Origin of the sequence: Sanguibacter sp. Leaf3, assembly GCF_001425965.1 — a bacterium.
In the GTDB taxonomy this organism is placed as follows: Bacteria; Actinomycetota; Actinomycetes; order Actinomycetales; family Cellulomonadaceae; genus Sanguibacter; species Sanguibacter inulinus.
On the sequence record NZ_LMRH01000001.1, the window covers coordinates 1,073,744 to 1,098,924 of the forward strand.

Annotated in this window: 17 protein-coding genes and 1 tRNA gene; 13 read left to right on the forward strand and 5 right to left on the reverse strand. The window is 72.0% G+C overall.

The window, feature by feature from the left end; all coding sequences use genetic code 11:
* The first annotated feature begins 20 nt into the window (after positions 1 to 20).
* Together ASG53_RS04610 and ASG53_RS04615 are read left to right on the forward strand one after the other, a co-directional pair.
* Positions 21 to 3,368, forward strand: coding sequence for an ATP-dependent helicase (locus ASG53_RS04610; protein WP_056129056.1), 3,348 nt, complete (start codon positions 21 to 23; stop codon positions 3,366 to 3,368).
* The gene (locus tag ASG53_RS04615) at positions 3,365 to 6,868 is read left to right on the forward strand and encodes an ATP-dependent DNA helicase (protein WP_082543776.1); all 3,504 of its coding nucleotides are present in this window, start codon (positions 3,365 to 3,367) and stop codon (positions 6,866 to 6,868) included. The genes ASG53_RS04610 and ASG53_RS04615 overlap by 4 nt, the downstream gene beginning before the upstream one ends.
* Here ASG53_RS04615 and ASG53_RS19765 read toward each other — a convergent pair.
* The gene (locus ASG53_RS19765; protein WP_156382659.1) at positions 6,804 to 8,426 is read right to left on the reverse strand and encodes a phosphotransferase; all 1,623 of its coding nucleotides are present in this window, start codon (positions 8,424 to 8,426) and stop codon (positions 6,804 to 6,806) included. The two genes, ASG53_RS04615 and ASG53_RS19765, sit on opposite strands and share 65 nt — an antisense overlap.
* A gap of 127 nt (positions 8,427 to 8,553) precedes the next feature.
* On the opposite strand from ASG53_RS19765, the gene nudC reads away from it, so the two are divergent.
* Complete coding sequence (nudC, locus tag ASG53_RS04625; RefSeq protein WP_056129059.1) at positions 8,554 to 9,549, forward strand: NAD(+) diphosphatase; 996 nt, start codon at positions 8,554 to 8,556, stop codon at positions 9,547 to 9,549.
* Between the two features lie 151 nt (positions 9,550 to 9,700).
* On the opposite strand, the gene ASG53_RS04630 is transcribed toward nudC, so the two are convergent.
* Positions 9,701 to 9,979 (reverse strand): mycoredoxin, encoded by a 279-nt coding sequence (locus tag ASG53_RS04630; protein ID WP_056129062.1) that lies wholly within the window; start codon positions 9,977 to 9,979, stop codon positions 9,701 to 9,703.
* Positions 9,980 to 10,120: 141 nt separating this feature from the next.
* Between ASG53_RS04630 and ASG53_RS04635 the strand changes: the two genes are divergently transcribed.
* From ASG53_RS04635 to ASG53_RS20560, 3 genes are all read left to right on the forward strand, one after another.
* Positions 10,121 to 12,223: an ATP-dependent DNA helicase UvrD2 gene (locus ASG53_RS04635; RefSeq protein ID WP_082543777.1), complete on the forward strand. Its 2,103-nt coding sequence runs from the start codon at positions 10,121 to 10,123 to the stop codon at positions 12,221 to 12,223.
* Between the two features lie 101 nt (positions 12,224 to 12,324).
* Positions 12,325 to 12,483 (forward strand): hypothetical protein, encoded by a 159-nt coding sequence (locus ASG53_RS19770; protein WP_156382660.1) that lies wholly within the window; start codon positions 12,325 to 12,327, stop codon positions 12,481 to 12,483.
* A gap of 166 nt (positions 12,484 to 12,649) precedes the next feature.
* Positions 12,650 to 13,054 carry a WhiB family transcriptional regulator gene (locus tag ASG53_RS20560; RefSeq protein WP_056129067.1) on the forward strand — a complete coding sequence of 135 codons (405 nt, stop codon included), beginning with the start codon at positions 12,650 to 12,652 and terminating at the stop codon, positions 13,052 to 13,054.
* Positions 13,055 to 13,072: 18 nt separating this feature from the next.
* On the opposite strand, the gene ASG53_RS04645 is transcribed toward ASG53_RS20560, so the two are convergent.
* On the reverse strand, positions 13,073 to 13,912 hold the full coding sequence (locus ASG53_RS04645) for a ThiF family adenylyltransferase (RefSeq protein WP_056129069.1): 840 nt from the start codon (positions 13,910 to 13,912) through the stop codon (positions 13,073 to 13,075).
* Between the two features lie 258 nt (positions 13,913 to 14,170).
* Between ASG53_RS04645 and ASG53_RS04650 the strand changes: the two genes are divergently transcribed.
* Positions 14,171 to 14,740, forward strand: coding sequence for a M48 family metallopeptidase (locus ASG53_RS04650; protein ID WP_056129072.1), 570 nt, complete (start codon positions 14,171 to 14,173; stop codon positions 14,738 to 14,740).
* Positions 14,741 to 14,766: 26 nt separating this feature from the next.
* On the opposite strand, the gene ASG53_RS04655 is transcribed toward ASG53_RS04650, so the two are convergent.
* The gene (locus tag ASG53_RS04655; RefSeq protein ID WP_082543779.1) at positions 14,767 to 16,332 is read right to left on the reverse strand and encodes a zinc-dependent metalloprotease; all 1,566 of its coding nucleotides are present in this window, start codon (positions 16,330 to 16,332) and stop codon (positions 14,767 to 14,769) included.
* An 86-nt stretch (positions 16,333 to 16,418) separates the two neighbouring features.
* On the opposite strand from ASG53_RS04655, the gene ASG53_RS04660 reads away from it, so the two are divergent.
* Both ASG53_RS04660 and ASG53_RS04665 read left to right on the forward strand, forming a co-directional pair.
* A complete protein-coding gene (locus ASG53_RS04660; RefSeq protein ID WP_056129075.1) occupies positions 16,419 to 17,537 on the forward strand; it encodes a hypothetical protein in 1,119 nt (372 codons plus the stop codon).
* A 101-nt stretch (positions 17,538 to 17,638) separates the two neighbouring features.
* Positions 17,639 to 18,829, forward strand: a complete 1,191-nt coding sequence (locus tag ASG53_RS04665) for a YlbL family protein (protein ID WP_056129078.1) — start codon at positions 17,639 to 17,641, stop codon at positions 18,827 to 18,829.
* Between the two features lie 93 nt (positions 18,830 to 18,922).
* On the opposite strand, the gene ASG53_RS04670 is transcribed toward ASG53_RS04665, so the two are convergent.
* Complete coding sequence (locus ASG53_RS04670; RefSeq protein WP_235533827.1) at positions 18,923 to 19,567, reverse strand: PPA1309 family protein; 645 nt, start codon at positions 19,565 to 19,567, stop codon at positions 18,923 to 18,925.
* Positions 19,568 to 19,796: 229 nt separating this feature from the next.
* Between ASG53_RS04670 and ASG53_RS04675 the strand changes: the two genes are divergently transcribed.
* The 4 genes from ASG53_RS04675 (at position 19,797) to ASG53_RS04690 (ending at position 25,179) form a co-directional block, all read left to right on the forward strand.
* Positions 19,797 to 22,841 carry a UPF0182 family membrane protein gene (locus ASG53_RS04675; protein WP_056129081.1) on the forward strand — a complete coding sequence of 1,015 codons (3,045 nt, stop codon included), beginning with the start codon at positions 19,797 to 19,799 and terminating at the stop codon, positions 22,839 to 22,841.
* 216 nt (positions 22,842 to 23,057) lie between these two features.
* Entirely contained in the window at positions 23,058 to 24,071 is a 1,014-nt protein-coding gene (locus ASG53_RS04680; RefSeq protein WP_235533828.1) for an aldose 1-epimerase, read from the forward strand.
* A 173-nt stretch (positions 24,072 to 24,244) separates the two neighbouring features.
* Positions 24,245 to 24,318, forward strand: a tRNA-Met gene (locus tag ASG53_RS04685).
* Positions 24,319 to 24,462: 144 nt separating this feature from the next.
* Positions 24,463 to 25,179, forward strand: coding sequence for a helix-turn-helix transcriptional regulator (locus tag ASG53_RS04690; RefSeq protein ID WP_056129088.1), 717 nt, complete (start codon positions 24,463 to 24,465; stop codon positions 25,177 to 25,179).
* Positions 25,180 to 25,181 lie beyond the last annotated feature (2 nt).

A 25,181-nucleotide genomic window follows, 5' to 3' on the forward strand; every position in this document is an offset into this window, starting at 1 on the left:
TGTCGGTGGCTCGTGATGGGATGCGGTCTGTGGAACTCAGACCGCCTGTCGCTGCCGGGGCCCTCGACGTGCTCGACGCCGTCGACGGGTCTGATGAGCGACCCGTCCCCAGGCCCCTGGCACCGCGGCTCGACGAGTCGCAGGCGCACGCGCTCGGTGCTGTCTTCGAGCAGCCTGTGAGCCTGGTCCTCGGCGCCCCGGGGTCAGGGAAGACGACTCTCGCGCTCGAGGTCGCAGCCGCAGCCGTCGAGCAGCACGGCACCTCGCCCGACAAGATCCTCGTGCTCGGGGCGACCCGCCGCGGCGCGGGGCACCTCCGTGACACCCTCGCCGCGCGCCTCGGGCTCACCGTCCGCGGTGCTGTCGTGCGGACGGCACCGTCGGCTGCCTTCACGATCCTCACCGCTCGCGCGCAGGCTCTCGGAGAGCCCGCGCCGACACTGGTCACAGGGCCGGAGCAGGACCTCGTCCTCGCCGAGCTCCTCGCCGGGCACGCAGCGGGCGAGGGCGCCGACGTCGGGTGGCCCTCGACCTTCCCTGAGGAGACGCTCGAGCTGCGGGGATTCCGCGAAGAGCTCCGCGACCTCCTCATGCGCTCGGCCGAGCGCGGCCTCGGGCCCGCTGACCTCGTGACGCTCGGCCACCGGCACGAGCGCCCCGAGTGGGCTGCTGCGGGGCGCCTCTACGACGAATACCTCTCGGTGATGGCGCTGCGTCAGCTGACGCCCGACTCGGGGGAGCGCTACGACCCGGCCGGGATCGTCGACGAGGCCGCGCGCACCCTCGAGACCTGGCAGGACGACGACAGGCCGCGCTGGGACCTCGTCGTGGTCGACGACTACCAAGAGGCCACGGCAGCCACCGCCCGCCTCTGCCACGTCCTCGCCGGCGACGGAGCCCGCCTCGTGCTGCTCGCGGACCCCGATACCTCCGCGCAGGCCTTCCGCGGTGCGACCCCGGCGCTCGTCGGCCGGGCGCCGGCGGGCTCGCCGCCGTCGAGCCGGTCGCTCGACCAGGCCCCTGGGGCCGTCGGTGAGCTTGGCGCCCAGGTGCTGGCCCTCGGGACGGTCTGGCGGCACGGCGCGCGGCTGCGCGAGGCCGTGCGATCTGTCACGCAGGAGATCGGGTCGGTCGGGGCGGTCGAGCACCGGCGGGCTCCCGCGCGGTCCGTAGTTCTCGGGCTGTCCCGCGAGGACGAGGCCGGGTCCGAGCACGACGTCGATCTCCGTGAGGACCACGACGGCACTGTCGAGACCGCTGTGCTCCCGAGCCCTGCGCTCGAAGAGGCGCACGTCGCCAAGACCCTGCGCGCCGAGCACCTCGTCGCCGGGACCGCCTGGTCGCAGATGGCCGTGGTGGCCCGCTCCGGGTCCGAGCTCGTGCGCCTGCGCCGTGCCCTCGGCGGGGCCGGTGTGCCCGTCGCGGTCGTCGGGACCGATGTCGCGCTGCGTGACGAGCCCGCGGTCCGGCCGCTGCTGCGCGCCCTACGGGCTGCCGCGACAGGAGAGCTCGAGCCGGAGGTCGCCGTCGAGCTCCTCACGTCTCCGCTCGGTGGGATCGACGCCGTGGGTCTGCGCCGGCTGCGTCGCGCCCTGCGTGCCGAAGAGCTCGAGGGTGGTGGTGGGCGCACCTCCGACGCGCTGCTGGTCGAGGCTCTCGGCGACCCCGTCCGGGTCGTCACGCTGCCCTCGGACGTCATCCGTGGTCCGCGGCGTGTCGCACAGATGCTCGCCGCAGGGCGGACTGCGCTCGACGCTCCGGGCGCGAACGCGCAGACCGTCCTGTGGGCGCTGTGGGACGCCGCAGGTGTCGCGGAGACCTGGCGGTCGATCGCCGTCAACGGTGGACCCGGGGCGGCCCGCGCTGACCGTGACCTCGACTCCGTGATGGCCGTGTTCCGCGCCGCGGAGACCTTCGTCGAGCGTGTCCCGCAGGCGACAGCCCTCGCCTTCGTCGACCACGTGGAGTCCCAAGACCTCCCTGCCGACAACCTGGCGGCCCGTGCCGCCGCCGCAGACACCGTCCAGCTGCTCACACCGGCAGGTGCCGCCGGGGGCGAGTGGGAGGTCGTGGTCGTCGCCGGTGTGCAGGACGGCACCTGGCCCGACCTCCGCCTGCGCGACTCGATGCTCGGCTCGCAGGCCCTCGTCGACATCCTCTCCGGACGGTCCCAGGACGCCTCCGGCACAGGGCGTGACGCGCGGCGGGCTGTCCTCGCCGACGAGCTCCGCGCTTTCGCCGTGGCTGTCTCCCGGCCGACCCGCCGACTCGTCGTCACCGCCGTGCGCGACGTCGACTCCGAGCCGTCGGTCTTCGTCGACCTCGTCTCGCCGGACGCGGACGGCAGCGACAGCGAACCGCCGGACGTCTTCGCCGCCCCGCTCGACCTGCGCGGTGTCGTGGCGACGCTGCGCTCCGAGCTCGCGGCTGCCCTGGCCGAGGGGACCGGCGCCGGTGCGGCGCGGGCCCGGTCTGTCGCTGGTCTGCTCGCCAGGCTCACGGTGTCGGGAGTCGCCGAGGCTGACCCGACCAGCTGGTACGGCTCGGCCGAGCTCTCCAGCTCGGCTGCCCTGCGCGCACCCGACGAGACCGTCCCCGTGTCGCCGTCGAAGGTCGAGCAGGTGCACCGCTGCGCACTCCGCTGGGCGCTCGAGAGCGCGGGCGGGACCGCCGGCAGCGCCCTCTCGCAGTCTGTCGGCAACCTCGTCCACGACATCGCCCGCGAGCTCCCCGCCGCAGGGCACGCCGAGCTCGCCTCCGAGCTCGACCGCCGCTGGCACGAGCTCGGCATGCCCGACGGCTGGCCCGCGACCCAGACGCGCCGCCGGGCCGACGCGATGATCCGGCGGCTGGCCGAGTACTACACCGAGATCTCCGGCCCTGTGCTCGTCGAAGAGTCCTTCGAGGTGCAGGTCGGGCGCGCCGTGCTGCGTGGCTCGGTCGACAGGCTCGAGCGCAGCGGCGACGACGGCGTGAGGGTGACCGACCTCAAGACAGGCCGGGGCATCCCGAGCGTCGCCGAGGCGTCGACCAACGCCCAGCTCGGTGCGTACCAGCTCGCCGTCGAGTCCGGAGCCTTCCCCGAGCTCGGCCCGGACGTGCACAGCGTCGGTGCCCAGCTCGTGTTCGTGGGGGAGGGTGTGCGAGCCACCCGGCGCACGCAGGAAGCCCTCGGGGAGGCCGAGGGCAGCTGGGCGCAGACCCTCGTGACCGAGGCCGCCGAGACCATGGCTGGCGCGAGGTTCAGAGCCGTCGAGAACTCCCTGTGCCCTACCTGCAGCGTGCGCCGCGCCTGCCCCGTCCAGTCCGAAGGGCGGCACGTCGTCGACCTCGGCATACCGGCCGTCCTCCCGGAGGAGCAGAGATGACCGTCCCCGCAGGCGACCGCCCGGACCTGAACGCGGGCGACCGCCCGAGCCTGAACGCGGGCGAGCGCCTGGACCGCAGCGCGGGCCACCGCCCGACACTCAGCGCCGCTGACATCGCCGACCTGCTCGGGCAGCACCGGCCGACCGAGGAGCAGGCCGCTGTCATCGAGGCGCCCATGGCACCGATGCTCGTCGTCGCCGGGGCAGGCTCGGGCAAGACCGAGACGATGTCGGCCCGAGTCGTGTGGCTCATCGCCAACGGCTTCGTCGAGCCGCAGGAGGTCCTCGGGCTGACCTTCACGCGCAAGGCTGCCGGCGAGCTCTCCGACAGGGTGGGACGCCGCCTGCGCCAGCTCCGACGCAGCCGCGCCGGGTCGGGAGGGTCCGCCCTCGACGCGCTCGACCGCCCCACCATCTCGACCTACAACTCCTACGCCGCCTCGCTCGTCAAGGACCACGGACTGCGGATCGGCCGCGAGCCCGGCGCCCGTCTGCTCTCCGAGGCGTCGAGCTGGCAGGTCGCGAGCGACGTCGTCGAGAGCTGGCACGGAGACCTCGGGACCGACGCCGCGGTGTCGACCGTCGTCTCGGCCGTCCTCGACCTGTCGAACGCGCTGAGCGAGCACCTGCTCACCGTCACCGAGGCCCGGGACCAGATCGAGACGCTCGTCGACCAGATCGTCACGACGCCCTTCGGGGGCAAGCGCCGCTCGCTGCACGCCGACCTCGGCAAGCTCGCGCGGTCCCTCGGCGAGCGGCACGCGCTCCTCGAGGTCGTCGACGCCTTTCAGCGGCGCAAGCGCACGATGGACGCAGTGGACTTCGGCGACCAGGTGTCCCTCGCCGCGCAGCTCGCCCTCGAGGTCGACGCCGTCGCGGCGGGGGAGCGCGCCCGCTACTCCGTGGTGCTGCTCGACGAGTACCAGGACACCTCGTACGCGCAGATCCGCCTGCTGAGCGCACTCTTCGGCGACGGTCACCCCGTCACCGCTGTCGGCGACCCCAACCAGTCGATCTACGGCTGGCGCGGGGCCAGCGCCTCGGGTCCCGCCAGGTTCCCCGGGCAGTTCCGCGACGCCGACGGCCGTCCCGCAGTGGTGCACAGGCTGAGCACCTCGTGGCGCAACGACCTCGCGATCCTCGACGTCGCCAACACCACGTCGCGTCCGCTCTACCTCGCAGACCCGGACAACTCCCTGCCCTCCCTCGACCCTCGTCCGACAGCGGGCCTGGGCTCGGTCCACGGCGTGTACGCCGCGACGATCGAAGAAGAGGCGTCGGCGATCGCCGAGTTCGTCGCCAAGCGCTGGGCACCCGGCCAGACGACAGCCGCTGTCCTGTGCCGGGCGCGCAGCCAGTTCCCGGCGATCGAGGCAGCGCTGCGCGGGCGCGGTCTGCCCGTCGAGGTGGTCGGCCTCGGCGGGCTGCTCACCACCCCCGAGGTGGTCGACCTCGTCGCGCTGCTCGAGGTGGTCCACGACCCGTCGCGCGGGGACTCGCTCATGCGTCTGCTCACAGGCCCCAGGCTCAACCTCGGCGCGTCAGACCTGCACGCCCTCGCGAGCCGCTCGGCCGAGCTCGGACGACGGACCCGGGCGGACAGGCCTGTCGAGGGAGACATCTCCGACGACAGGTCGATCGTCGACGCCCTCGACGACCTGCCCCCCGAAGGCTGGACCGGGCCCGACGGGAGGTCCTTCACCACAGCGGGATGGACCCGTCTGCGCTCGCTCGCCGCGATGCTGCGTGAGCTCCGGGCCCTCACCTATCTCTCCCTGCCCGAGCTGGTCGACCGAGCCGAGCGTGCCCTCGGGCTCGACATCGAGATGGCCCTGGTCGCCGCGCGCAGCCGGGACGACGCACGAGCCGGCAGACCGACCGCCGACCCGCGGGGGCGTGCCCACCTCGACGCCTTCCGTGACGTCGCGGCGACCTTCTCCGACACCTCCCAGCTCGCGACGCTCGGTGCCTTCCTCGCCTGGCTCGCGACTGCCGAGAAGCGCGAGCGCGGACTCGACCGTCCGGCGGGGACCCCCGACCCGGAGGCCGTCCAGCTGATCACCGTGCACGCGTCCAAGGGCCTCGAGTGGGACGTCGTGGCGGTCCCCGGGCTCGTCGACGGTGCCTTCCCGTCGACCCGAGCGAGCACGGACAAGGGCCCGACCTCCTCAGGGTGGCTGACTGGCCTCGGGGAGCTCCCTTTCCCGCTGCGCGGAGACGCCCAGGACCTGCCTGAGCTGTCCCTCGCCGGCGCTGAGGACTCGGCCGAGCTCAATGCGCGTCTGGTCGACTTCAGAGCGCGCTGCGGCGAGCACGAGGTCGCCGAAGAGCGCCGACTCGCCTACGTCGCCTTCACCCGTGCGCGCAGCGACCTGCTCCTCACCGGTGCGTGGTGGCGCAGCGCGAGCAAGCCGGCGACCCCGTCGATCTTCCTCGCAGAGCTCCACGAGGCCGGGGTGCTCGCCGAGTTCACGGTCGCCGAGCAGCCCGAGCCGTCTGCGACGAACCCCCGTGAAGAGCTGACCAACGACGCCGTGTGGCCCCCGCTCGAGGCCGACGAGGCACGTCACGGCGACCTGGCCCAGAGCCCGCTCGCCGGGCAGGGAGCGCCGTCTGGCGGTGCCGGACCCCAGACGGACCCGCTCGAGGTGCTCCGGAACGCCCGCGACCACGTGCTCGACGCCCTCGTCGACGTCACGCACGAGCCTGCCCCCGCGAGCGTCGAGCCCGTGATCGGCCGCGACGGCACCGACCTCACCGAGCTGAGCGAGATCCTGCTCGCCGAACGGATGACCCGGCGCAGCGCCGCGACAGCCATGGACTTCCCCGCGCACGTCTCCGCGTCGGGACTCGTCGAGATCGCCAAGGACCGCGGGGCCTACGCTCTCGCCCTGCGCCGCCCCGTCCCGCGGCAGCCCTCGGTGCACTCCCGCCGAGGGACGGCCTTCCACCTGTGGGTCGAGCGTCGCTACGGCGCCACCTCGCTCTTCGACCTCGACGACATGCCGGGGGCCGACGACGACCTCGTCGACGAGGACACCGCCCTGTCCGACCTCCAACGGACCTTCGAGGCGTCCGAGTGGGCCGAGCTGACCCCGCTCGCCGTCGAGGTGGGCATCGACACCATGATCGCGGGGGTCATCACCCGCACGCGGATCGACGCCGTGTTCGTCGATCCCGCGAGGCCCGGCGCGGACGGCCGAGCGCCGGGTGTGGTCGTCGTCGACTGGAAGACCGGTCGTGTGCCGCGCGACCCCGAGGCTGCCCGTGCCCGTGAGGTCCAGCTCGCCGTCTACAGGCTCGCCTGGTCGCAGTGGTCAGGCACACCGCTCGAGGACGTCTCGGCGGCGTTCTACTACGTCGCCGACGACACGACGGTCCGCCCAGGACGCCTCGCCGGGCTCGCCGAGCTCGAGGCCCTCGTCCGAGGGACGGTCAGCGCTCGGACGCCGAGCCGTCGTCGGGGTCTCCGCGTGGGTGATCGGGCTCCGCGGTCGTGACAGCCTCGGTCGGCGGAGGCGGCACGGCGCCAGGGCCTGAGGTCTTCATCCCGTCAGCGCGCGGTGTCTGATCAGAGCTCGGTGTCTCATCGGTGCGCCGTGTCTGATCAGAGCTCGGTGTCTCATCGGTGCGCCGTGTCTGATCAGAGCTCGGAGTCTCACCAGTGCGCGGTGTCCCGCTCGTGCGCGGTCCGGACGGAGCGGCGACAGCGTCGGATCCGACCACCCGCACGGGGGCGGTGAACGCTGCTGTCGCGACGTCCTGGTGCGGGCGTGGCTCGACCTTGCCGTAGTCGGGCAGCCGGATCTCGTCGTCTCCGATGGTGTCGTCCCCGCCCGCGTCCGCCTGCGAGGCGGAGCCCGACGAGGGTGCAGCAGCTGTCGACGGCGAGGCACCTGACGATGACGTCGATCCGGCCGACGGTGCATGACCTGCTCCAGCGCTCGCCCCAGACCCCGTCCCGGCCGAAGATCCCCCACCGGCCTCCCGCGCCACAGGCGTCGAGCCTGTCGAGCGCGAGGCCCGGGCGCGGTCGATCGCCTCGTCCTGCGCCTGAGCGTGGACCGACGTCGCCCGTGGCGTGGGCACCGACCCCGGGGTCCCGGTGCCACCAGAGCTCTGACCGCTCGCGACCGAGAAGGCCCCGACCTCGGTCGAGGCGCGCTCGAGGTCGGCCAGCATGCCGACGGCGTCTTCGACGATCTCGTCGTCCTTGGTCCGCACCCCGTGCAGCAACCAGCGGGCGAGGGCGAGCTCCGAGGCGAGCAGCGCCCTGTCGACGAGGTGCGCGTCGGTCAGCTCGGTCCGGCGCAGCTGGTAGGCCTCGAGGATCGAGTCGACAGCGTCGTGGGGCGCTGTGACGAGCAGCCACGCGAGGTCGTCGGCGGGGTCGCCGACCTGGACCTCGGCGAAGTCGCTGATGGCGCTCACCTGCCCCGACCGCACGAGGAAGGTCTCGGCCGAGAGCGCTGTGTGCGTGATCGTGGGGCTGAACCGCCACATGGCCACGTCTTCGAGCGCGCGCTCCCAGCGGCGCAGCAGGCCGACAGGCACCCGCCCGGTCGACGCTGCGGCGTCGACCTCGGAGAGCCGACGCTCGCGGTACTCCTGCGCGGAGTACACGGGCAGCCCGGCCCGCTCGACGATGGACACGGGGAGCTCGTGCAGCGCGCCCACCGACCGTCCCAGGCTCGCGCTCAGACCAGGTCCGGGGACGATCCGCTCGACCCGCAGCGGGTGTCCCGGCAGGTCGGGGTAGACGACAGCCCGTCCGCCCTCGGGGAGCGGGGCGAACCCGGCAGCGCGCGGGACCTCGAAGGGCAGTCGACCGTCGTCGACGTAGCCCTCGAGGGCGGCGAGGAAGGCAACCTCGGCCTCGAGCGCGGCGCCGGCCGCGAGAGTCGCGGGCGCGCGGACGACCCAGCGGCGCTGCTCGGAGTCGATCGCGGTCGCGGCGTCGAAGCCGTCGGGCGCAGAGCACGGCTGGACGGCGTGCACGTCGAGTCCGGGCACGGCCAGGGTGGAGAGGGCTGCGAGAGCGAGCGGTGAACGTGGCACCTCCCCACGGTAGACGCAAAGGGTGTCCCACGGCCTGGAGGCACCCCGCACCGGCGGGGTGCGGGTGGGTCGAGCGCTCGGCCCGGCCCGGGCCGCCCGGGCTGCAGGATCGTCGTACGGTGGAGGCATGGGACATGTCGACTGGGACCAGCTACCGCTCTCACGAGCCACCACAGCACGCCGCGCCGAGCGCCGCACCGAGCCCGAGATCGTCAGGACGGTGCTCGCCGAGCCGGGGACTCTCGTGCTGCTCGTGCACCGCAAGCGGCTCGCCGTCGTCCCTGGTGACGGTCCCGAGCGCCTCCTCGCGCTCGTCCCGGCCGCTGAGGTCGTCGACGTCGCCGACGCTGCGGCGCACTCACCCGAGACGCGTCCCACCTGGCTGTACCTCGGGGCAGACGACGACCGCGCCTACGTCGCGTGCATCCTCCCCGATGCCGCTGGCGCGGACGAGCTCGGCCTCGAAGGCGTCGCCCCGGTGAGCGCGGCCGACGCGGTCGTCGCCCGTCACACGTGGGGGTCTCTGCGTGAGCTCGGTGCCCAGCTCACCACCCGTGACGTCGGGCTCGCGACCGAGGCCGTAGCCCTCGCGGCCTGGCACGCCGCCCACCCGCGCTGCCCACGCTGCGGCGAGCCGACCGAGCCTGTCGACGGCGGCTGGGTGCGGCGCTGCAGCAACGACGGGTCCGACCACTACCCACGCACCGACCCTGCGGTGATCATGGCGGTGCTCGACGAGGACGACAGGATGCTGCTCGGTCACGCCGCGCAGTGGCCCGCGAACCGGTTCTCGACCCTCGCCGGCTACGTCGAGCCCGGTGAGCCCCTCGAGGCGGCCGTCCGCCGCGAGGTGCTCGAAGAGGTCGGCATCGTCGTCGGAGGCGTCGAGTACCGCGGCAGCCAGCCCTGGCCCTTCCCTGCCTCCCTCATGCTCGGCTTCGTCGCCCACGCCCAGACGCGCGACATCCAGGTCGACGGTGTCGAGGTGACCGAGGCCCGCTGGTTCACGCGGACGGAGATGCTCCGGGCCGTCGAGTCAGGAGAGCTCGGCCTCCCGAGCCGGGCCTCGATCGCCCGCGCCCTCATCGAGGACTGGTACGGCGGCGAGCTGCCGGGAGCCTGAGCGGCACGCTCGGGCTCGTCTGACGAGGAGGGGCGGCGGGCAGGCCACGGTCTGCACACGACAAGAGACCGTCGGGCTGCGGCCCAGACGGTCTCTCGTGTGCTGCGTGCGCCTCACGGCTCGGTGAGCCGCCGCGCCGTGCGTCGCTGCGTCAGGCCGCGAGGCGCGCCTTGACGTCGGCGAGCGACGGGTTGGTCGCCGACGACCCGTCCGGGAACACCAGCGTCGGGACGGTCTGGTTGCCGCCGTTGACCTGCTCGACGTACTCGGCGGTCCCGGGGACCTCTTCGATGTTGACCTCGGTGTAGCCGATCCCGGCCGAGTCCATCTGCGTCTTCAGGCGGCGGCAGTAGCCGCACCAGGACGTCGTGTACATCACGACCTCGCCGGCAGGGGGGAGCGTGGGGGAGGTGGCGGTGGTCTCGCTCATGGCGGGAGACTCTCCTCTCGAGAGATGTGCGGCATGCTGCCCGGCGGGCGGCGCCTCGTCGTGGACAACCGTGAGGTCGACCACCAGTATTCCCGTCTTTCGTCCCGACGTGTCGGTGCGGGCTGGGAAGATGGAGTCCTCATGCCTGCACCGACGTCTTCCTCCCAGCCTTCCCTGCCGTCACAGCCGACCGGTGCGCTCGTCTCGAGCGTCCCGCGGACTCCCGAGGCGATCCTCGAGGCCCTCGACCCGGACCAGCGAGCCGTCGCCGAGGCGCTGACCGGCCCGGTCTGCGTCCTCGCCGGCGCGGGGACCGGCAAGACGCGCGCCATCACGCACCGGATCGCCTACGGCGTCCGGACAGGCATGTACAAGCCGACGACGGTCCTCGCCGTGACCTTCACAGCGCGCGCCGCGGGCGAGATGCGGACCCGGCTGCGCGACCTCGGCGTGAGCGGGGTCCAGGCCCGGACCTTCCACGCCGCCGCGCTGCGCCAGCTGAGCTTCTTCTGGCCGCAGGTCGTCGGCGGCCCACCGCCCCGCATCCTGGAGCACAAGGCCCCCGCGGTCGGCGAGGCCGCCCGCAGGCTCAGCCTCAGCGTCGACCGCGTCGCCGTGCGCGACCTCTCCTCCGAGGTGGAGTGGGCGAAGGTCTCGCTCGTCACGGCCGAAGACTACGAGCGCGCCTGCGTCGCGAAGGGTCGACCTGCTCCCGCCGGCTTCGACCACCGCACAGTCGCCCGCCTCATCACCGCCTACGAAGAGGTCAAGACGGAGCGGTCGGTCATCGACTTCGAAGACGTCCTGCTCATGCTGGGGGACATGCTCGCCTCGAACCACACCATCGCCGAGACGGTCCGCAGCCAGTACAGGCACTTCGTGGTCGACGAGTACCAGGACGTCTCCCCGCTCCAGCAGTTCGTCCTCGACCAGTGGCTCGGCGGGCGTGAAGAGCTCTGCGTCGTCGGGGACCCGAGCCAGACCATCTACTCCTTCACGGGTGCGACGCCCCACCACCTGCTGAGCTTCAAGAAGACCCACCCCGACGCCCAGGTCGTCCGGCTGGTCCGCGACTACAGGTCCACGCCCCAGGTCGTCGGCCTCGCGAACAAGCTGCTCGCCACCAAGGGCGTGCGCCGCTCGGGCAGCCACCCGGCGCTCGAGCTCGTCGCGCAGCGTCCCTCGGGCCCGCCCGTCGCGTACACGACCTACGACGACGACGAGGCCGAGGCCAAGGGCATCGCGACCAAGGTGGGACGGCTCATCGCCGCCGGGACCGCTCCCTCGGAGATCGCCGTCCTGTACCGCACCAACGCCCAGTCCGAAGGCTTCGAGGCCGCGCTCGCCGACGCTGGGATCGCCTACCTGGTCAGGGGAGGGGAGAGGTTCTTCGTCCGCCGCGAGGTGCGCGACGCGATCGTCCTGCTCCGAGGTGCCGCGCGCTCCGCCGAGCCTGACATCCCGATGCCGACGACGGTCCGCGACGTGCTCACCTCGGCGGGCTGGTCGGCCGTGCCGCCCGCGACCCGCGGCGCCGCCCGTGAGCGGTGGGAGTCCATGCAGGCCCTGGTCGGGCTCGCTGACGACCTCTGGGACAAGCGTCGAGCCTCGCTGCCCGACCTCATCCAGGACCTCGAAGAGCGCGCATCGGCTCAGCACGCACCGACTGTCGAGGGTGTCACCCTCGCCTCGCTGCACGCGGCCAAGGGACTCGAGTGGGACGCGGTGTTCCTCGCTGGGATGAGCGAGGGGCTCATGCCCATCTCTCTCGCGGAGACCGACGAGGCCATCGCCGAAGAGCGGCGCCTGCTCTACGTCGGCATCACCCGTGCCCGGGAGCACCTCGACCTCTCCTTCGCCCGGGCGCGCAACCCCGGAGGACGCGCCGGACGGCGACGCACACGGTTCCTCGACGGGCTCTGGCCGAGCGACAACCCGGCAGCCGGGATCCGGCGCGCGCCCCGAGACGTCGGCGGCCGGACCGCGGTCGTCGTCACGGGGGAGTACGACGCCGAGCTCTACGAGGCGCTCAAGGACTGGCGGACCGCCCGCGCCGAGGCGATCGACAGGCCGAAGTTCGTCGTGTTCTCGGACTCGATCCTGCGCGCCATGGCCGAGCTCGCACCCACCACGAACGCTGACCTGGTGCGGATCGACGGGGTCGGCCCGGGCAAGGTCGAGACCTACGGGGCAGAGGTCCTCGGGGTGGTCCGAGCACATGTCGAAAAGAAACTCGGTAATTAACTTGCAGGTCGAGAACCGCCAGCCCTAAGGTTCAAGAGTCCGAAGAAGGAGCGGCGACGACCGAGAGGTCTGAGCCCGAGACGAGAGGAGGTGGGTGCTAGATGGAGATCAACATCATGACCGCAACGGTCATCGGAAGCCGCGACGCTGCGAGCTACCCAGCGAAGGTCGGCTCAGCCGCGACCGCTGTCTCCACTCGTCGTCGGTTCGCCGGCATCGACCGCACCCACGTCTCCGCACCCAGGGCACACACCGTCTGACGACTGTTCAGACGTGCCGTCCAGGCCGCGGAGTCCTCAGGGATCCGCGGCCTTCTTCGTACCACCAGCCTGTCTCCGCATCTGCGGGGGTCGGCTCGTCGTACTCAGGCTCCGCGCATCCCTCACAGCCAGACCATGTGAGAAAACGGGATACAAGGAGGACACCGTGCGGCCTACAACGCTGCTCGACACGATGTCACAGGGCGGCTCCGGGGCTTGGGCTCGACCCAGCACCACCCAGGAGCCGACGCACGACCAGGCGACAGTCCGCAGGGACGCTCGACCTGCAGCAACACTCACCCAGCTCGAGGGCCGGGAGTTCGACGAGCTCGTCGCGGGCCTCGTGCCCTGCCGCAACAACGATCCCGAGCTCTGGTTCGCCGAGCAGTCGGCCCAGGTCGAGCAGGCCAAGGCCCTCTGCAAGGAGTGCCCGCTCGCGGCAGCCTGCCTCACCGGTGCGGTCGACCGCGCCGAGCCGTGGGGCGTGTGGGGTGGAGAGGTCTTCGTCGACGGCGTCGTCGTCGCGAAGAAGAGAGGGCGGGGTCGCCCCCGCAAGACCGAGGTGGCATGACATGACGTCAGTCCCTCGTCAGCACCCGGGTGACATGACACCCATCTCGGTGCACCCGCAGCGCGGGTGCACCGACCAGCCCCGCAGCCGGGGCATGGCATCGAGCGTCTCGACGTCGATGCTCGCCCCGGCTGTCGCGGGCCGCCGCCCGTCGAGGTAGGCCACCACCTCCGCCGCGACGAGCGCCCCCGCCGTCGCCGCGACCGCGGACGACTGCGGCAGCCGTCCGCCAGGCGCGGCACCGAGCGCCGCCGGCGCCAACGGCCCTGCACGATGCAGAGCATCCTCGTCCGCGTGCTCGCCCAGGGATTCGACCTGGAGCACGACACAGCGCACGCACGCTGTCTGACCAGGCAGCACGAAGGGCCCCACCACGGCTCCCCACGCCGTCACCGTCACGACCAGGTGCGGGACTCCCTCAGCCACGAGCCGTGCCGTCCGCAGCACCCCGACCCCCGCCTCGACGACGAGGACGACGACGTCAGGGGAGTCGTGCTCAGCGTCGCCGACCCGCGTCCCGCGCCGGGCCAGGACGACCAGGTCGCGCAGCGCGTCGTCCCAGCGCCGGCCGACGTGGTGCTCGCGCAGGCCTCCCACGCCGACGTCGGACGGTCGGACCTCCCGCGGGTCGACGAGCAGCAGCGTGCCGATGCCGCTCGCGGTCAGGACGTCGACAGCCACGGCTCCGAGACGACCTGTCCCGACGACCGCCACGACCCGCCGGGCTCGGGCTGCCACGACAGCTCCTCCCGTCGTCCCCTGGGACCGTGATCGTGCCTCGACCGCGGCGGCGTCGTCGAGCAGCGCCGCCGGGACCTGGACAGGGGCGGTCGCGGACGTCTGCGAGGCAGCGCCCACCCCTCGACCGCGCGCGCCCGGGCTAGAGGTCCTCCGCACTGTGGTCTCCGTCCTGGGGGTGCTGTCGGCAGGGGCGTGCACCTGGACGACGGCTGCCGGTCTGGTCGCGGAGGTCCATCGTCTCGTGACCTGGGAGCCTGCGGGCGTTCTCCACAGGAGCCGTCTCGATCACCCGGCGGATGCCGGGGACCGGGCGAAAGGACGCACCGCCCCGGTGAGATGCTTCGTGATCAGCCGTCGAGACGCTACGGTTCGTCTGTGCCCGACACCGTCGACGGAGTGCCAGTCCCCCAGGTCGAGGTCCGACGCAGCCGTCGACGCAAGAGCACGGTGAGCGCGTACCGCGACGGGGACCGGACGATCGTCTCCATCCCTGCACGGTTCTCGCGCGCCCAGGAGGCAGAGTGGGTCGCGCGGATGGTGGCGCGCCTCGCGGACAAGGAGCAGCGCCGCAGACCCTCCGACGAGGGGCTCGCGACGCGGGCGGCGGTCCTCTCCGAGAAGTACCTCGACGGCCGTGCCCGGCCCTCGTCCGTGCGGTGGTCCAGCCGCCAAGGACGACGCTGGGGGTCGTGCACCCTGCCCGACAGGTCCATCCGCATCTCGACGCGGGTGCGCGGGATGCCCTCGTGGGTGCTCGACTACGTGCTGCTGCACGAGCTCGCCCACACGCTGCACGCCGGCCACGGGCCGGAGTTCTGGGCGCTGCTCGACGCCTACCCCCGGACCGAGCGGGCCCGGGGGTTCCTCGAGGGGTTCTCCTTCGCCTGCGACACGGGGGCTGACGAGATGCCACCCCAGGACGACGAGGACGACGACCCCGCCTGAGCCGAGCCTGCCTGAGGAGCGGAGTCTCAGGAGCGGGGAGCCGACCCCTGGCCGTCAGGCTCGTCACCGGACGTGTCGTCGTCGGGTGAGCCGGCGCTCGTCGGACCGTCGGTCTGGACGCTGCCCTCGTCGCTGCCAGCAGCGGAAGGCTCTCCTGCCGTGTCGTCCCCGAAGATCTCGGCGAGAGCCTTGTCGACGTCCGACTGCTCGGCGGTGACCTGCTCGCGACGGCTGAAGTAGCCGGCCGGGTCGTCGAGGTCTTCGGTCCCGGGCAGCAGGTCCGGGTGGTCCCAGACCGCGTCGCGGGCCTCGGACCCCACCTGCGCGTCGATAGTCGCCCAGAGGGTGGCGGCGTCTCGCGAGCGTCGTGGACGCAGCTCGAGCCCGACGAGGGAGGCGAAGGTCTGCTCGGCAGGTCCGCCGGCTGCGCGGCGGCGACGGATCATCTCGCGCAGCGCTACGGAGTGCGGCAGGTGGGGGAGCGCGGCGCGCGCCACGACCTCGTCGACCCAGCCCTCGACGAGGGCCAGGACGGTCTCGAGGCGCAGCAGGGTGGCCTCCTGCTCGGGGGTCGACTGCAGGCCGAACACGCCGCCGGAGAGCGCACCGCGCAGCGCCTCGGTGTCGGTCGGGTCGATCTCGCGCATGGAGGACTCGAGGGCCGACATGTCGATCGTGATGCCCTGGGCGTAGGCCTCGACGAGCCCGAGCAGGTGACCTCGGAGCCAGGAGACGTGCGTGAAGAGGCGGGCGTGCGCGACCTCGCGGAGCGCGAGGAACAGGCGGACCTCGTCCTCGGGGGCGTCGAGCCCCTCGGCGAAGGCCTTGACGTTCGAGGGGACCAGGACCGTCGCGGGCTCGCTGAGCAGCGGGACGCCGATGTCTGTCGCACCGAAGACCTCACGGGACAGCGTCCCGGCGGCCGTACCGACCTGCATGCCGAAGACGGCCGAGCCGATCTGTCGCATCATCTGGGCGGGGTCGAATCCGTCTGTCCCGCCGAAGAAGCTCGACAGCCCGGCCATGCCGGGGATCCCCGAGTCGGGGCCGCCGAGCTCGCTGAGGTCTTCGGGCAGCTGGTCGCGCAGGACGGCACCGAGGGCGTCGGCCACCGAGGCGGCGACGGGCTGGGCGAGCGCGCTCCAGGCGGGGAGCGTGTGCTCGACCCACTCGGACCGGCTCCACGCGAGCGACCGTCCGCCACCCGGCGGCAGCTCGGTCGCGGCGTCGAGCCAGAGCTCGGCGACAGACAGCGCCTCGGTCGCGACGCGGGTGTCCCGTGCGGACAGCGACGGGTCGCCCTCGGCGACAGCAGCCTGACGAGCGACGTCGTGCGCGACGTCCGCGTTGACCGGGCCTGTGCCTGTCGCCGTGAGCATCTGCTTGACCTGGTCGAGGACCTGACGGAGCATCGCGGGGTCGTTCTGCAGCGCCGAGCCTGCGGCGAGCAGCTCGGGGTCGAGGCCCCGGGACTTGAGCTCGGCCATGGCCTCGTCGGCGTCCGCCCCGAACATGGACCGCAGGAGCTCTTCCCACTGGTTCGGGTCGGGCTCGCGCGGCGCACCGCTGGGGTCGAACGGGTCGCTGCTCATGAGGATCTCCTGGGGCGATGACTCGGACCGGGCTTCGTTCTGACTACGGTAACCACACAGACGTACTGCGAGAGGCCAGATTCACCATGACACCACACCTGGTTCGCTCAGGGCGCACCGTCGTCGTCGGCGACTCCCCGGTCGCCCGCGGCCTGCGGGAGGCGCTCGGCGTGCGCCTGCACGCGCCAGGTGGCGGTGGCGACGCGGGAGCAGCCATCTCTGAGCACCCTGCCTCGGACGACGGGTCCGCCGGGCTCGACGGCGCGGAGGCTGTCATTATCGTCGGTCAGACGGGCGACTTCGAGTCTGTCGTCGCCCGCCGCACGGCTGAGCGCCGGGCGGAGACCGCGGAGCGGGTGCACGCCGCGGTCGCGGCGGCCGTGGCCGCCGGGGTGGTCCACGTGGTCGGCATCAGCTCGGCGATGGTCGAGGGAGCCACGCCCGGTCGGGCGCTCATCGACGATGGCGACGACAGTGACGACGGCCACGGCACAGACGGCACAGGCAGCACAGCCCCCGACTCCGGCCTCGAACCCGACGAGCCTGACGAGGGCGCTGCGGGCGACCTGCGGGCCTTCGAGGCTGCGCTGCGCGAGGCGGCGGCCGTGCACCAGGTCCCGAGGCTGACAGTGCTGCGGCCTGCGGTCCTCGTCGGCCCCGGCGTCGACACGCTCCTCACCCGGCACTTCGAGGCACCGCGGATCCTCACCGTCCGGGGGACGCGCCGCGACTGGCAGCTCGTGCACGTCGACGACCTGGCGTCGGCTGTGGCCGTCTGCGTGGAGCATGGCCTCACAGGTGCGCTCACCGTCGGCGCGGTGCGTGACGGCGCGCCGGACGTCCTCGACCCTGACGAGGTCGTCGCGATCACCGGTCTGCGGACCGTCGACCTCCCGGCCGCGGTCGCCTTCGCCGCCGCCGAGCGGCTGCACAGGGTCGGCGCGCTGCCCGCTCCCGCGTCGGACCTCGCGTGCACGGTCTACCCCTGGACCGTGTCGGCACGCCGTCTGACGGCGGCCGGCTGGGTGCCGGGGTGGTCCAGCCGCTCGTGCCTCGAGCTGCTGGTGGACCAGGCCCGCGGACGTCTGGGCGTGGGTGGTCGACGGGTCGCGCGCCGTGACGCGGCGGCCCTCGGTGCGGCTGGAGCAGCTGTCGCCCTGCTCGGGACAGCCGCAGTCTGGAGGCAGGCCCGCGGCCGCCGCTGAACCGGTGCTGCGCCAGCCCAGCACCGGCCCAGCACCGGACGGTCGACAGGAACCGACCCGTCGCTCAGCACGCTGCCAGACTTCTCGGGGATGATGGGTCGGTGCGCCGCAAGAAGATGTCGACCCAGCCCCCCGTAGACCAGTCGTCCGACCAGCCCTCTGCGGCTCCGGAGGCTGGCCGGGAGAGCGCTCTCGAGCGCAACCTCCGCGAGCCGTACGCGCTGCCCGGACGCGAGCGCCCGTCGGCGCGCTCGATCACGCTCGGCATCTCGTTCATGGCGACGGTGCTGCTGCTCTCCGGCCTGGCGATCCTCCCGTCGCCGTACGCTGTGCGCTCTCCGGGGCCGACCCGCGACACCCTCGGCGAGGAGGACGGCACGCCGCTCATCGAGATCACCGGCGCCCCGACCTACGAGTCCACGGGCGAGCTGCGCCTGACGACAGTCGGGGTCAGCGGCGGCCCGGGCTTCCCCGTGAACCTCGCCCAGGTGGTCCAGGGGTGGGTCGACCCGACGCGGGTCGTGGCACCCGTCGAGACAGTGTTCCCGAAGTCCGTCTCGCGCGAGGAGCTCGACGCGCAGAGCTCGGCCGAGATGACCTCCTCGCAGGAGATGGCGACGTACGCGGCGCTCACCGAGCTCGGCTACGACGTGCCGGTGACGCTCTCGGCCGTCGAGACCGCAGCAGACTCCGGGGCTAGCGGTGTCGTCGAGCCGGGCGACGTGATCGCCTCTCTCGACGGGGAGCCGCTGGCATCCTCCGAGGACCTGCTCGAGCGTCTGACGACGATCGACCCTGGGACCGACGTGACGCTCGGTGTGGTCCGCGACGGGACCCCGACCGACCTCACCGTGACCACGGGGGCCGTCGAGGGACAGGACGGCTCACGCCTGGGTGTCGTGGTGCAGAGCAGCTTCGACTTCCCCGTCGACGTGAGCATCCAGATCGAGAACATCGGCGGACCGAGCGCCGGGACCATGTTCGCGCTCGGGATCATCGACAGGCTGACGCCCGAGGACGAGGCGAACGGTCAGGTGATCGCCGGGACCGGGACCATGGACCTCGCAGGGCAGGTGGGACCCATCGGCGGCATCCGCCAGAAGCTCGACGGCGCCGTGCGCGACGGGGCCACCTGGTTCCTCGCCCCCGCAGCCAACTGCGACGAGGTCGTCGGCCACGTGCCGGAGGGTCTGCAGGTCGCGAAGGTGGCGACGCTGGCCGAGGCGCGGGCCGCGATGGTCGCGATCGGCGCGGGCGAGGGCAGCACGCTCGACACCTGCACCGCCGGCTGACGCAAGCGGCAGACCCCGAGAGGGCCGTCGGTGCTCAGGCGGCTCTCGCTGCTCGAGCCGACAGGGTCGGCAGGGCCGGCAGGGTCGGCCCGCTCAGTCGAAGGTCGCGCGGAGCGCCTCGACGAGACCGGGGACGAGTGCCGGTCCGCCGGCGACCTCGGCGGCCGAGTCGTTGGACCGTGAGCGCAGCGCGCACCACGAGGTCCCGTCGCGCAGCACGCCGACGGCCATCCGGACGTCCTGACGGTCCGGGTGCTCGGACAGGTACGCGAGCGCGGCCGACGGGTCCTCGGGGATGCCCTCCTCGGCCGTCGGCGGCAGGATGATCCGCTCGACGACCAGCGCGGCGCCCGTCACGGCCTCGGGCCAGGTGATCGACGCGAGCAGGTCGTCGAGCTCGACCGAGTCCGGCACACCGTCCTGCTCGACCGAGGTCAGGTGCAGCGGGTTGTCCCGCGCAGCCTCGACGGTCTCGGCGGGGAGCATCTTCGCGAGCTCGGGCTCGGCCTCGAGGGCGGCCTGCGTCGAGACGAGCGCGAAGACCCGCAGCGGGGCGTCCCACCCTGTCGAGGCGACGTGGGCCTCGACGTCGACGACGGCCTCCGCGAGGAAGATCTCGGCCATCGACGGAGCCTGCTGATGCGCGGGTGCGGCCTGCGCCGTCTGGCGGTCCGGGGTCCCGGTCGAGTCGTGGGCGTCGCCGGTCGGGTCGGTCGGCGTGGCAGGTGCGTCAGTCATGCGGACAAGTCTCGCAGACCTCTCGCCGGGACGGCAGGCAGCCGGGCGCAGCGCGTCGGGCGGGTGCGCCGCCAGCGCCCCGAGCCGTCGTGCCGGTCGGGAGGCCCACCGGAGCAGGCGATACCCCCGCGAACTGTGGGAACCTTGAGGAGACCGCACGCGTTCACTGTGTGAGTGCTCCCTCGGGGTGCTCGTGCACGAGTGTCACCAACAGCGAGGATCCCACGCCGTGTCTTCAGCAGCGCCCCCTCGTCGACCAGCCCCCGCACGGGGACCGGGTCGCCGTAGGCCGAGTCCGCTCGTCATCACCGTCGCCGCAGTCGGCGTCGTCGTGGTGGCCCTCTTCCTGCTCGCGCAGTTCTGGACGGAGGTGATGTGGTTCGACCAGCTCGGGTACGAGAAGGTCCTGTGGACACAGTGGGGCACGCGTGCCGCCCTGTTCGTCGCCGGGTTCCTCGTGATGGCGGCGGCGGTCTACGTGAGCCTGCAGATCGCGTACCGCAAGCGCCCCATCTATGCGCCGTCGACGCCCGAGCAGGCGACCCTCGACCAGTACCGCGAGGCCATCGAGCCGCTGCGCCGTCTGGTGATGGTCGCCGCTCCGCTGCTCGTCGGGCTGTTCGCCGGCATCGCCGCGTCCTCGCAGTGGACGACCGTGCTGCTCGCGCTGAACTCTGTGCCCTTCGGCACGACCGACCCGCAGTACGGCATGGACCTGTCGTTCTTCATCTTCACGCTGCCCGTGCTGCGCTTCGTGGTGAGCTTCCTCATGGCTGTCGCGATCATCTCCGGCATCGGTGCGATCGCGACCCTGTACCTCTACGGGGGTGTGCGCCTGGGTGACGGTGGCGTCCGGACGACGGGTGCCGCGCGCATCCAGCTCGCGACGACGGCCGCGGTCATTATGGTCCTGCTCGGCGTCAACTACTGGCTGGACCGCTACTCGATCCTCAAGACGGAGAACGACCGCTTCGCAGGCGCGTCCTTCGCCGACGTCAACGCCGTCATCCCGGCCAAGGCGATCCTCGCCGGGGTCGCACTGCTCGTCGCGGTCCTGTTCGTCATCACCGCAGTCCGTGGCAACTGGCGTCTGCCGGCGATCGGTGTCGGCCTCATGGTCGTCGCCGCGATCGCCGTCGGTGGCATCTACCCGGCGATCGTCCAGCGCTTCCAGGTCACCCCGAACGCCCAGGAGCTCGAGGCCGACTTCATCCAGCGCAACATCGACGCGACGCGGACGGCCTTCGGCCTCGACGAGATCGAGACCGAGTCGTACAACGCCAAGACGACCGCCGAGGCCGGTGCGCTCCGCGAGGACGCCCAGACCACGCAGTCGATCCGTCTGCTCGACCCGACGATCGTCAGCCCGTCGTTCCGTCAGCTGCAGCAGAACCGTGGCTACTACAACTTCGCCGACACGCTGTCCGTCGACCGCTACGAGATCGAGGGGGAGAGCAGGGACACGGTCATCGCCGTGCGCGAGCTCGACCTCAACGGCCTCGGCGGCGACCAGCGCAACTGGGTCAACGACCACACGGTCTACACCCACGGCTTCGGTGTGGTCGCCGCCTACGGCAACCAGATCGGCCCGGACGGCCGTCCGGCCTTCTACGAGGGCGGCATCCCGTCGGTCGGCGCGCTGACCGAGGAGACCGACAACGGCTACGAGCCGCGGATCTACTTCAGCCCGAAGTCCCCGAGCTATTCCATCGTCGGTGCCCCCGAGGGCACGGACCCGTGGGAGCTCGACTACCCGACGGACGAGGAGGGCGGGCAGGTCAACACGACCTTCCCGACCGCCGACACGGCCATCGGCCCGGACCTCGGCTCCTTCATGAACAAGCTGCTCTACGCGCTCAAGTTCCAGTCCGAGGAGATCCTCTTCTCCGACCGTGTGACCTCCGAGTCGCAGATCGTCTACGACCGCGACCCGCGGGCCCGCGTCGAGAAGGTCGCTCCGTACCTGACCCTCGACGGGCGTGTGTACCCGGCTGTGGTGGACGGCCGCGTCAAGTGGATCATCGACGGATACACCACCTCGAACGAGTACCCGTACTCGGCCTCGGAGTCCCTCGAGGACGTCACGGCCGACTCGCTCACGGCGACGTCGACCTCGATCCAGGCGCTCGCGCCGCAGCAGGTCAACTACATCCGCAACTCGGTCAAGGCCACGGTCGACGCCTACGACGGCTCGGTCACCCTCTATGCGTGGGACACCGAGGACCCGGTCCTGCAGGCCTGGCAGGGTGTGTTCCCGAACATGATCCAGCCGATCTCCGAGATCTCCGGCGACCTCATGAGCCACATGCGCTACCCGGAGGACATGTTCAAGGTCCAGCGGGCGCTCCTCACGCGCTACCACGTGGACACGGCGAGCGAGTTCTTCTCAGGTCAGGACTTCTGGCGCAGCCCGACAGACCCGACCGGTGGGACCTCGAACACGACGCTCCAGCCGCCGTACTACCAGACGCTCCAGATGCCGGGCCAGGACGCTCCGTCCTTCTCGCTGTCCTCGTCGTTCATCACCGGTGGTACGAGCGACCGCAACGTCATGACCGGGTACCTCGCGGTCGACGCCGAGGCCGGCAACACGGCTGGAGAGGTCGCCGAGGGCTACGGCAAGCTGCGGCTCCTCGAGCTGCCGCGAGGTTCGACGGTGCCCGGCCCCGGCCAGGTGCAGAACAACTTCAACTCCGACTCGGAGATCGCCCAGGACCTCAACCTGCTGCGGCAGGGAAACTCGACGGTCATCAACGGCAACCTGCTCACCCTGCCCATGGGTGGCGGCCTGCTGTACGTGCAGCCTGTGTACGTCCAGTCGTCGAGCGGCACGGTCTTCCCGCTGCTGCGCAAGGTGCTCGTGGCCTTCGGTGACGAGGTCGGCTTCGCCAACACCCTCGACGAGGCTCTCGACCAGGTGTTCGCCGGTGATTCCGGTGCGACAGCCGGTGACGCGGAGACCCCCGACGAGGGCGAGGTGCCTGTCGACGACCCGACAGACGCCCCGACCGACCCGTCGGCACCGACGGACGGGGCGACCGACACCCCGACCGCCGAGCCGACGACAGACCCGACGGACGCCCCGACGACCGACGTCCCCGCGGGTGACGCACGGACGCAGCTGAACGAGGCGCTGGCAGATGCCAAGAAGGCGCTCGACGACAGCCAGTCCGCGCTGACCGACGGTGACTTCGCCGCCTACGGCGAGGCTCAGGACCGTCTGCAGCTCGCCCTCGAGGCAGCCCTCGCGGCCGACGAGGCGCTCGGGAACTGATCCGGCGCTCCCACGCACCACCTGCTCGACCGACGACGGCGGTCTCCTCTGGCACCAGAGGGGGCCGCCGTCGTGGTCTCGTCCCGCTGATGACTGTCCCGGTGCCCGGTGCCCGGTGCGCTGCGGACGGGCTGGGTGAGCTCCTGGTGCGGAGAGGCGTGCCCCGTGGCTGGACGTGGTTTGCCTCACGGTGCTCCCACGGACGACCATTGCGCCATGACAACGATGAACACCACGGGACAGCACGCGATCACGGACGGGTCGTTCGGCTCGCTCCCCACGAAGATCCTCCAGCACGCGAGCGGTGCCCGGGCAGAGATCTTGGTCCGCGGCGCGACGGTGCTGTCGTGGACCGCTCCCTGGCGTGACGGCTGGGCCGGGTACATCGACGGCTACAGCGACGAGGCCGACTTCCAGCTGCAGCACGGTGGCCGCAGCGCGATCCTTTTCCCCTTCGCCAACCGGCTCAAGGACGACCGCTACACCTTCGACGGTGCCACCCACGAGATGGGGCTCCAGTTCCCCGTCGACAAGGAGGTCATCCACGGGCACGCGCGCGGTCACGACTGGACCGTCGTCGCCGAGGACGTCGACCCTGCCGCCGACGCCGTGAGCATCACCTTCGCCTTCGAGGTCCGTCCGGGCGACGTCGAGGGCTACCCCTTCGCTCTCGACGCGACGGTCCGCTTCGACCTCACCGCGACGTCGCTCGACCTGACGCTCACGTACCGCAACGTCGGCGAGACCGACGCCCCGGTCGCTGCGGGATGGCACCCGTACTTCACGCTGCCCGGGCACGACACCATCGACGGCCTGTCCCTGCGCGTCCCCGCCCGTGCGCAGATCGTCAACGACGCCGACCTCATCCCGCTGCCGGGCGACGCCGCCTACGCCCCGATGGACGCCGACCTCGTCCACGAGACTCTCGAGGGCGTCGAGTACGACGACGCCTGGGACCGTCTGGTGCCCGACGCCGACGGTGTGGTCCGCACGCTGCTGACCGACCCGGCGACAGGCGACGGCCTCGCGGTGTGGCAGAAGTCCGGGACGCTCCTCGTCTTCACGAGCGACGCCCTCGAGCGCAAGCGCGAGTCCGTGGCCATCGAGTCGCTCGAGACGACGACCGACGCCTTCAACCGCCCCGACAGGGCCGACGAGGTGCGGGTCGCCGTCGGGCAGGCGAAGACCTTCGAGCTCGGTGTGCACGTGGTGCGCGGCCAGCAGGGCTGACGTCCGCGTCGAGCGGTGAGAGCGTCCGTCTCCGACCCCGTCCGGGCTGGGGACGGTCGACCTCACCGGGTCATGTCGACGATCCCGGCCGGGGTTGAGAGCGGAGTCACACGCTCTACGGGCACGATCGACTTGGACTCCCGGCCCACGCGACGTAACGTTGTCTTCACCGACGCGGGGTGGAGCAGCTCGGTAGCTCGCTGGGCTCATAACCCAGAGGTCGCAGGTTCAAATCCTGTCCCCGCTACTTGTGAAGTGAACCGCACGATGTACGACACGAAGACCCTGTCTCCCTCGAGAGGCAGGGTCTTCGTCGCTGTCGGGTGGCGTCAGCGCTGTAGGCTTTGACCCGACGACCGTCGTTTTTTCATGGCTGGGGGAGGCGCTGGCGATGCCCGGAAGCCTCACGGACGCGCCGTCCGGCCAGCCCCTCGGGTCGCGGCGCGCGGAGGTGCTCGACAGGCTCCGGGCCGCTCGCGGACCGCTCGGTGTCCTCGACCTCGCCGCGGCGACAGGTCTGCACCCGAACACCGCACGGTTCCACCTCGACGGGCTCGTCGACGACGGGTTGGCGACGCGGGAGACCGAGGAACGCACGACACCCGGTCGGCGGCGCGTCCTCTACGCCGCGCGTGGCGAGGCGTCCGGGCCGACGAGCTACGGACTCCTCGCGGAGATGCTCACCGGTCTTGTCGTGACGATGGGCGGTGGGCGGGCACAGGCCGCCGAGGCCGGACGCGACTGGGGTCGCCATCTGGTCGAGAGCGACCTGCCCTCGCAGCGGGCCTCGGACGAGGAGAGCCTCACGCGTCTGGAGCGAGTCCTCGACGACGTCGGCTTCGCCCCCGAGACCCTGCAGGACGGTCCTGTCGCTGTCGTCAACCTCCGTCACTGCCCGTTCCGGGACGTGGCGGTCCGGCACACCGACGTCGTGTGCGCGCTCCACCTCGGACTCATGCAGGGAGCCCTCGCCGAGCTCCGCTCGCCGTGGCAGGCGACCGGTCTGGACCCCTTCGTCGAACCGACGCTGTGCGTCGCACGGATCGAGAGGAGTGCGACGACCTCGTCGCGCGATCCCGAGGTGGACGACCGGGGCGACGAGGGCTGAGC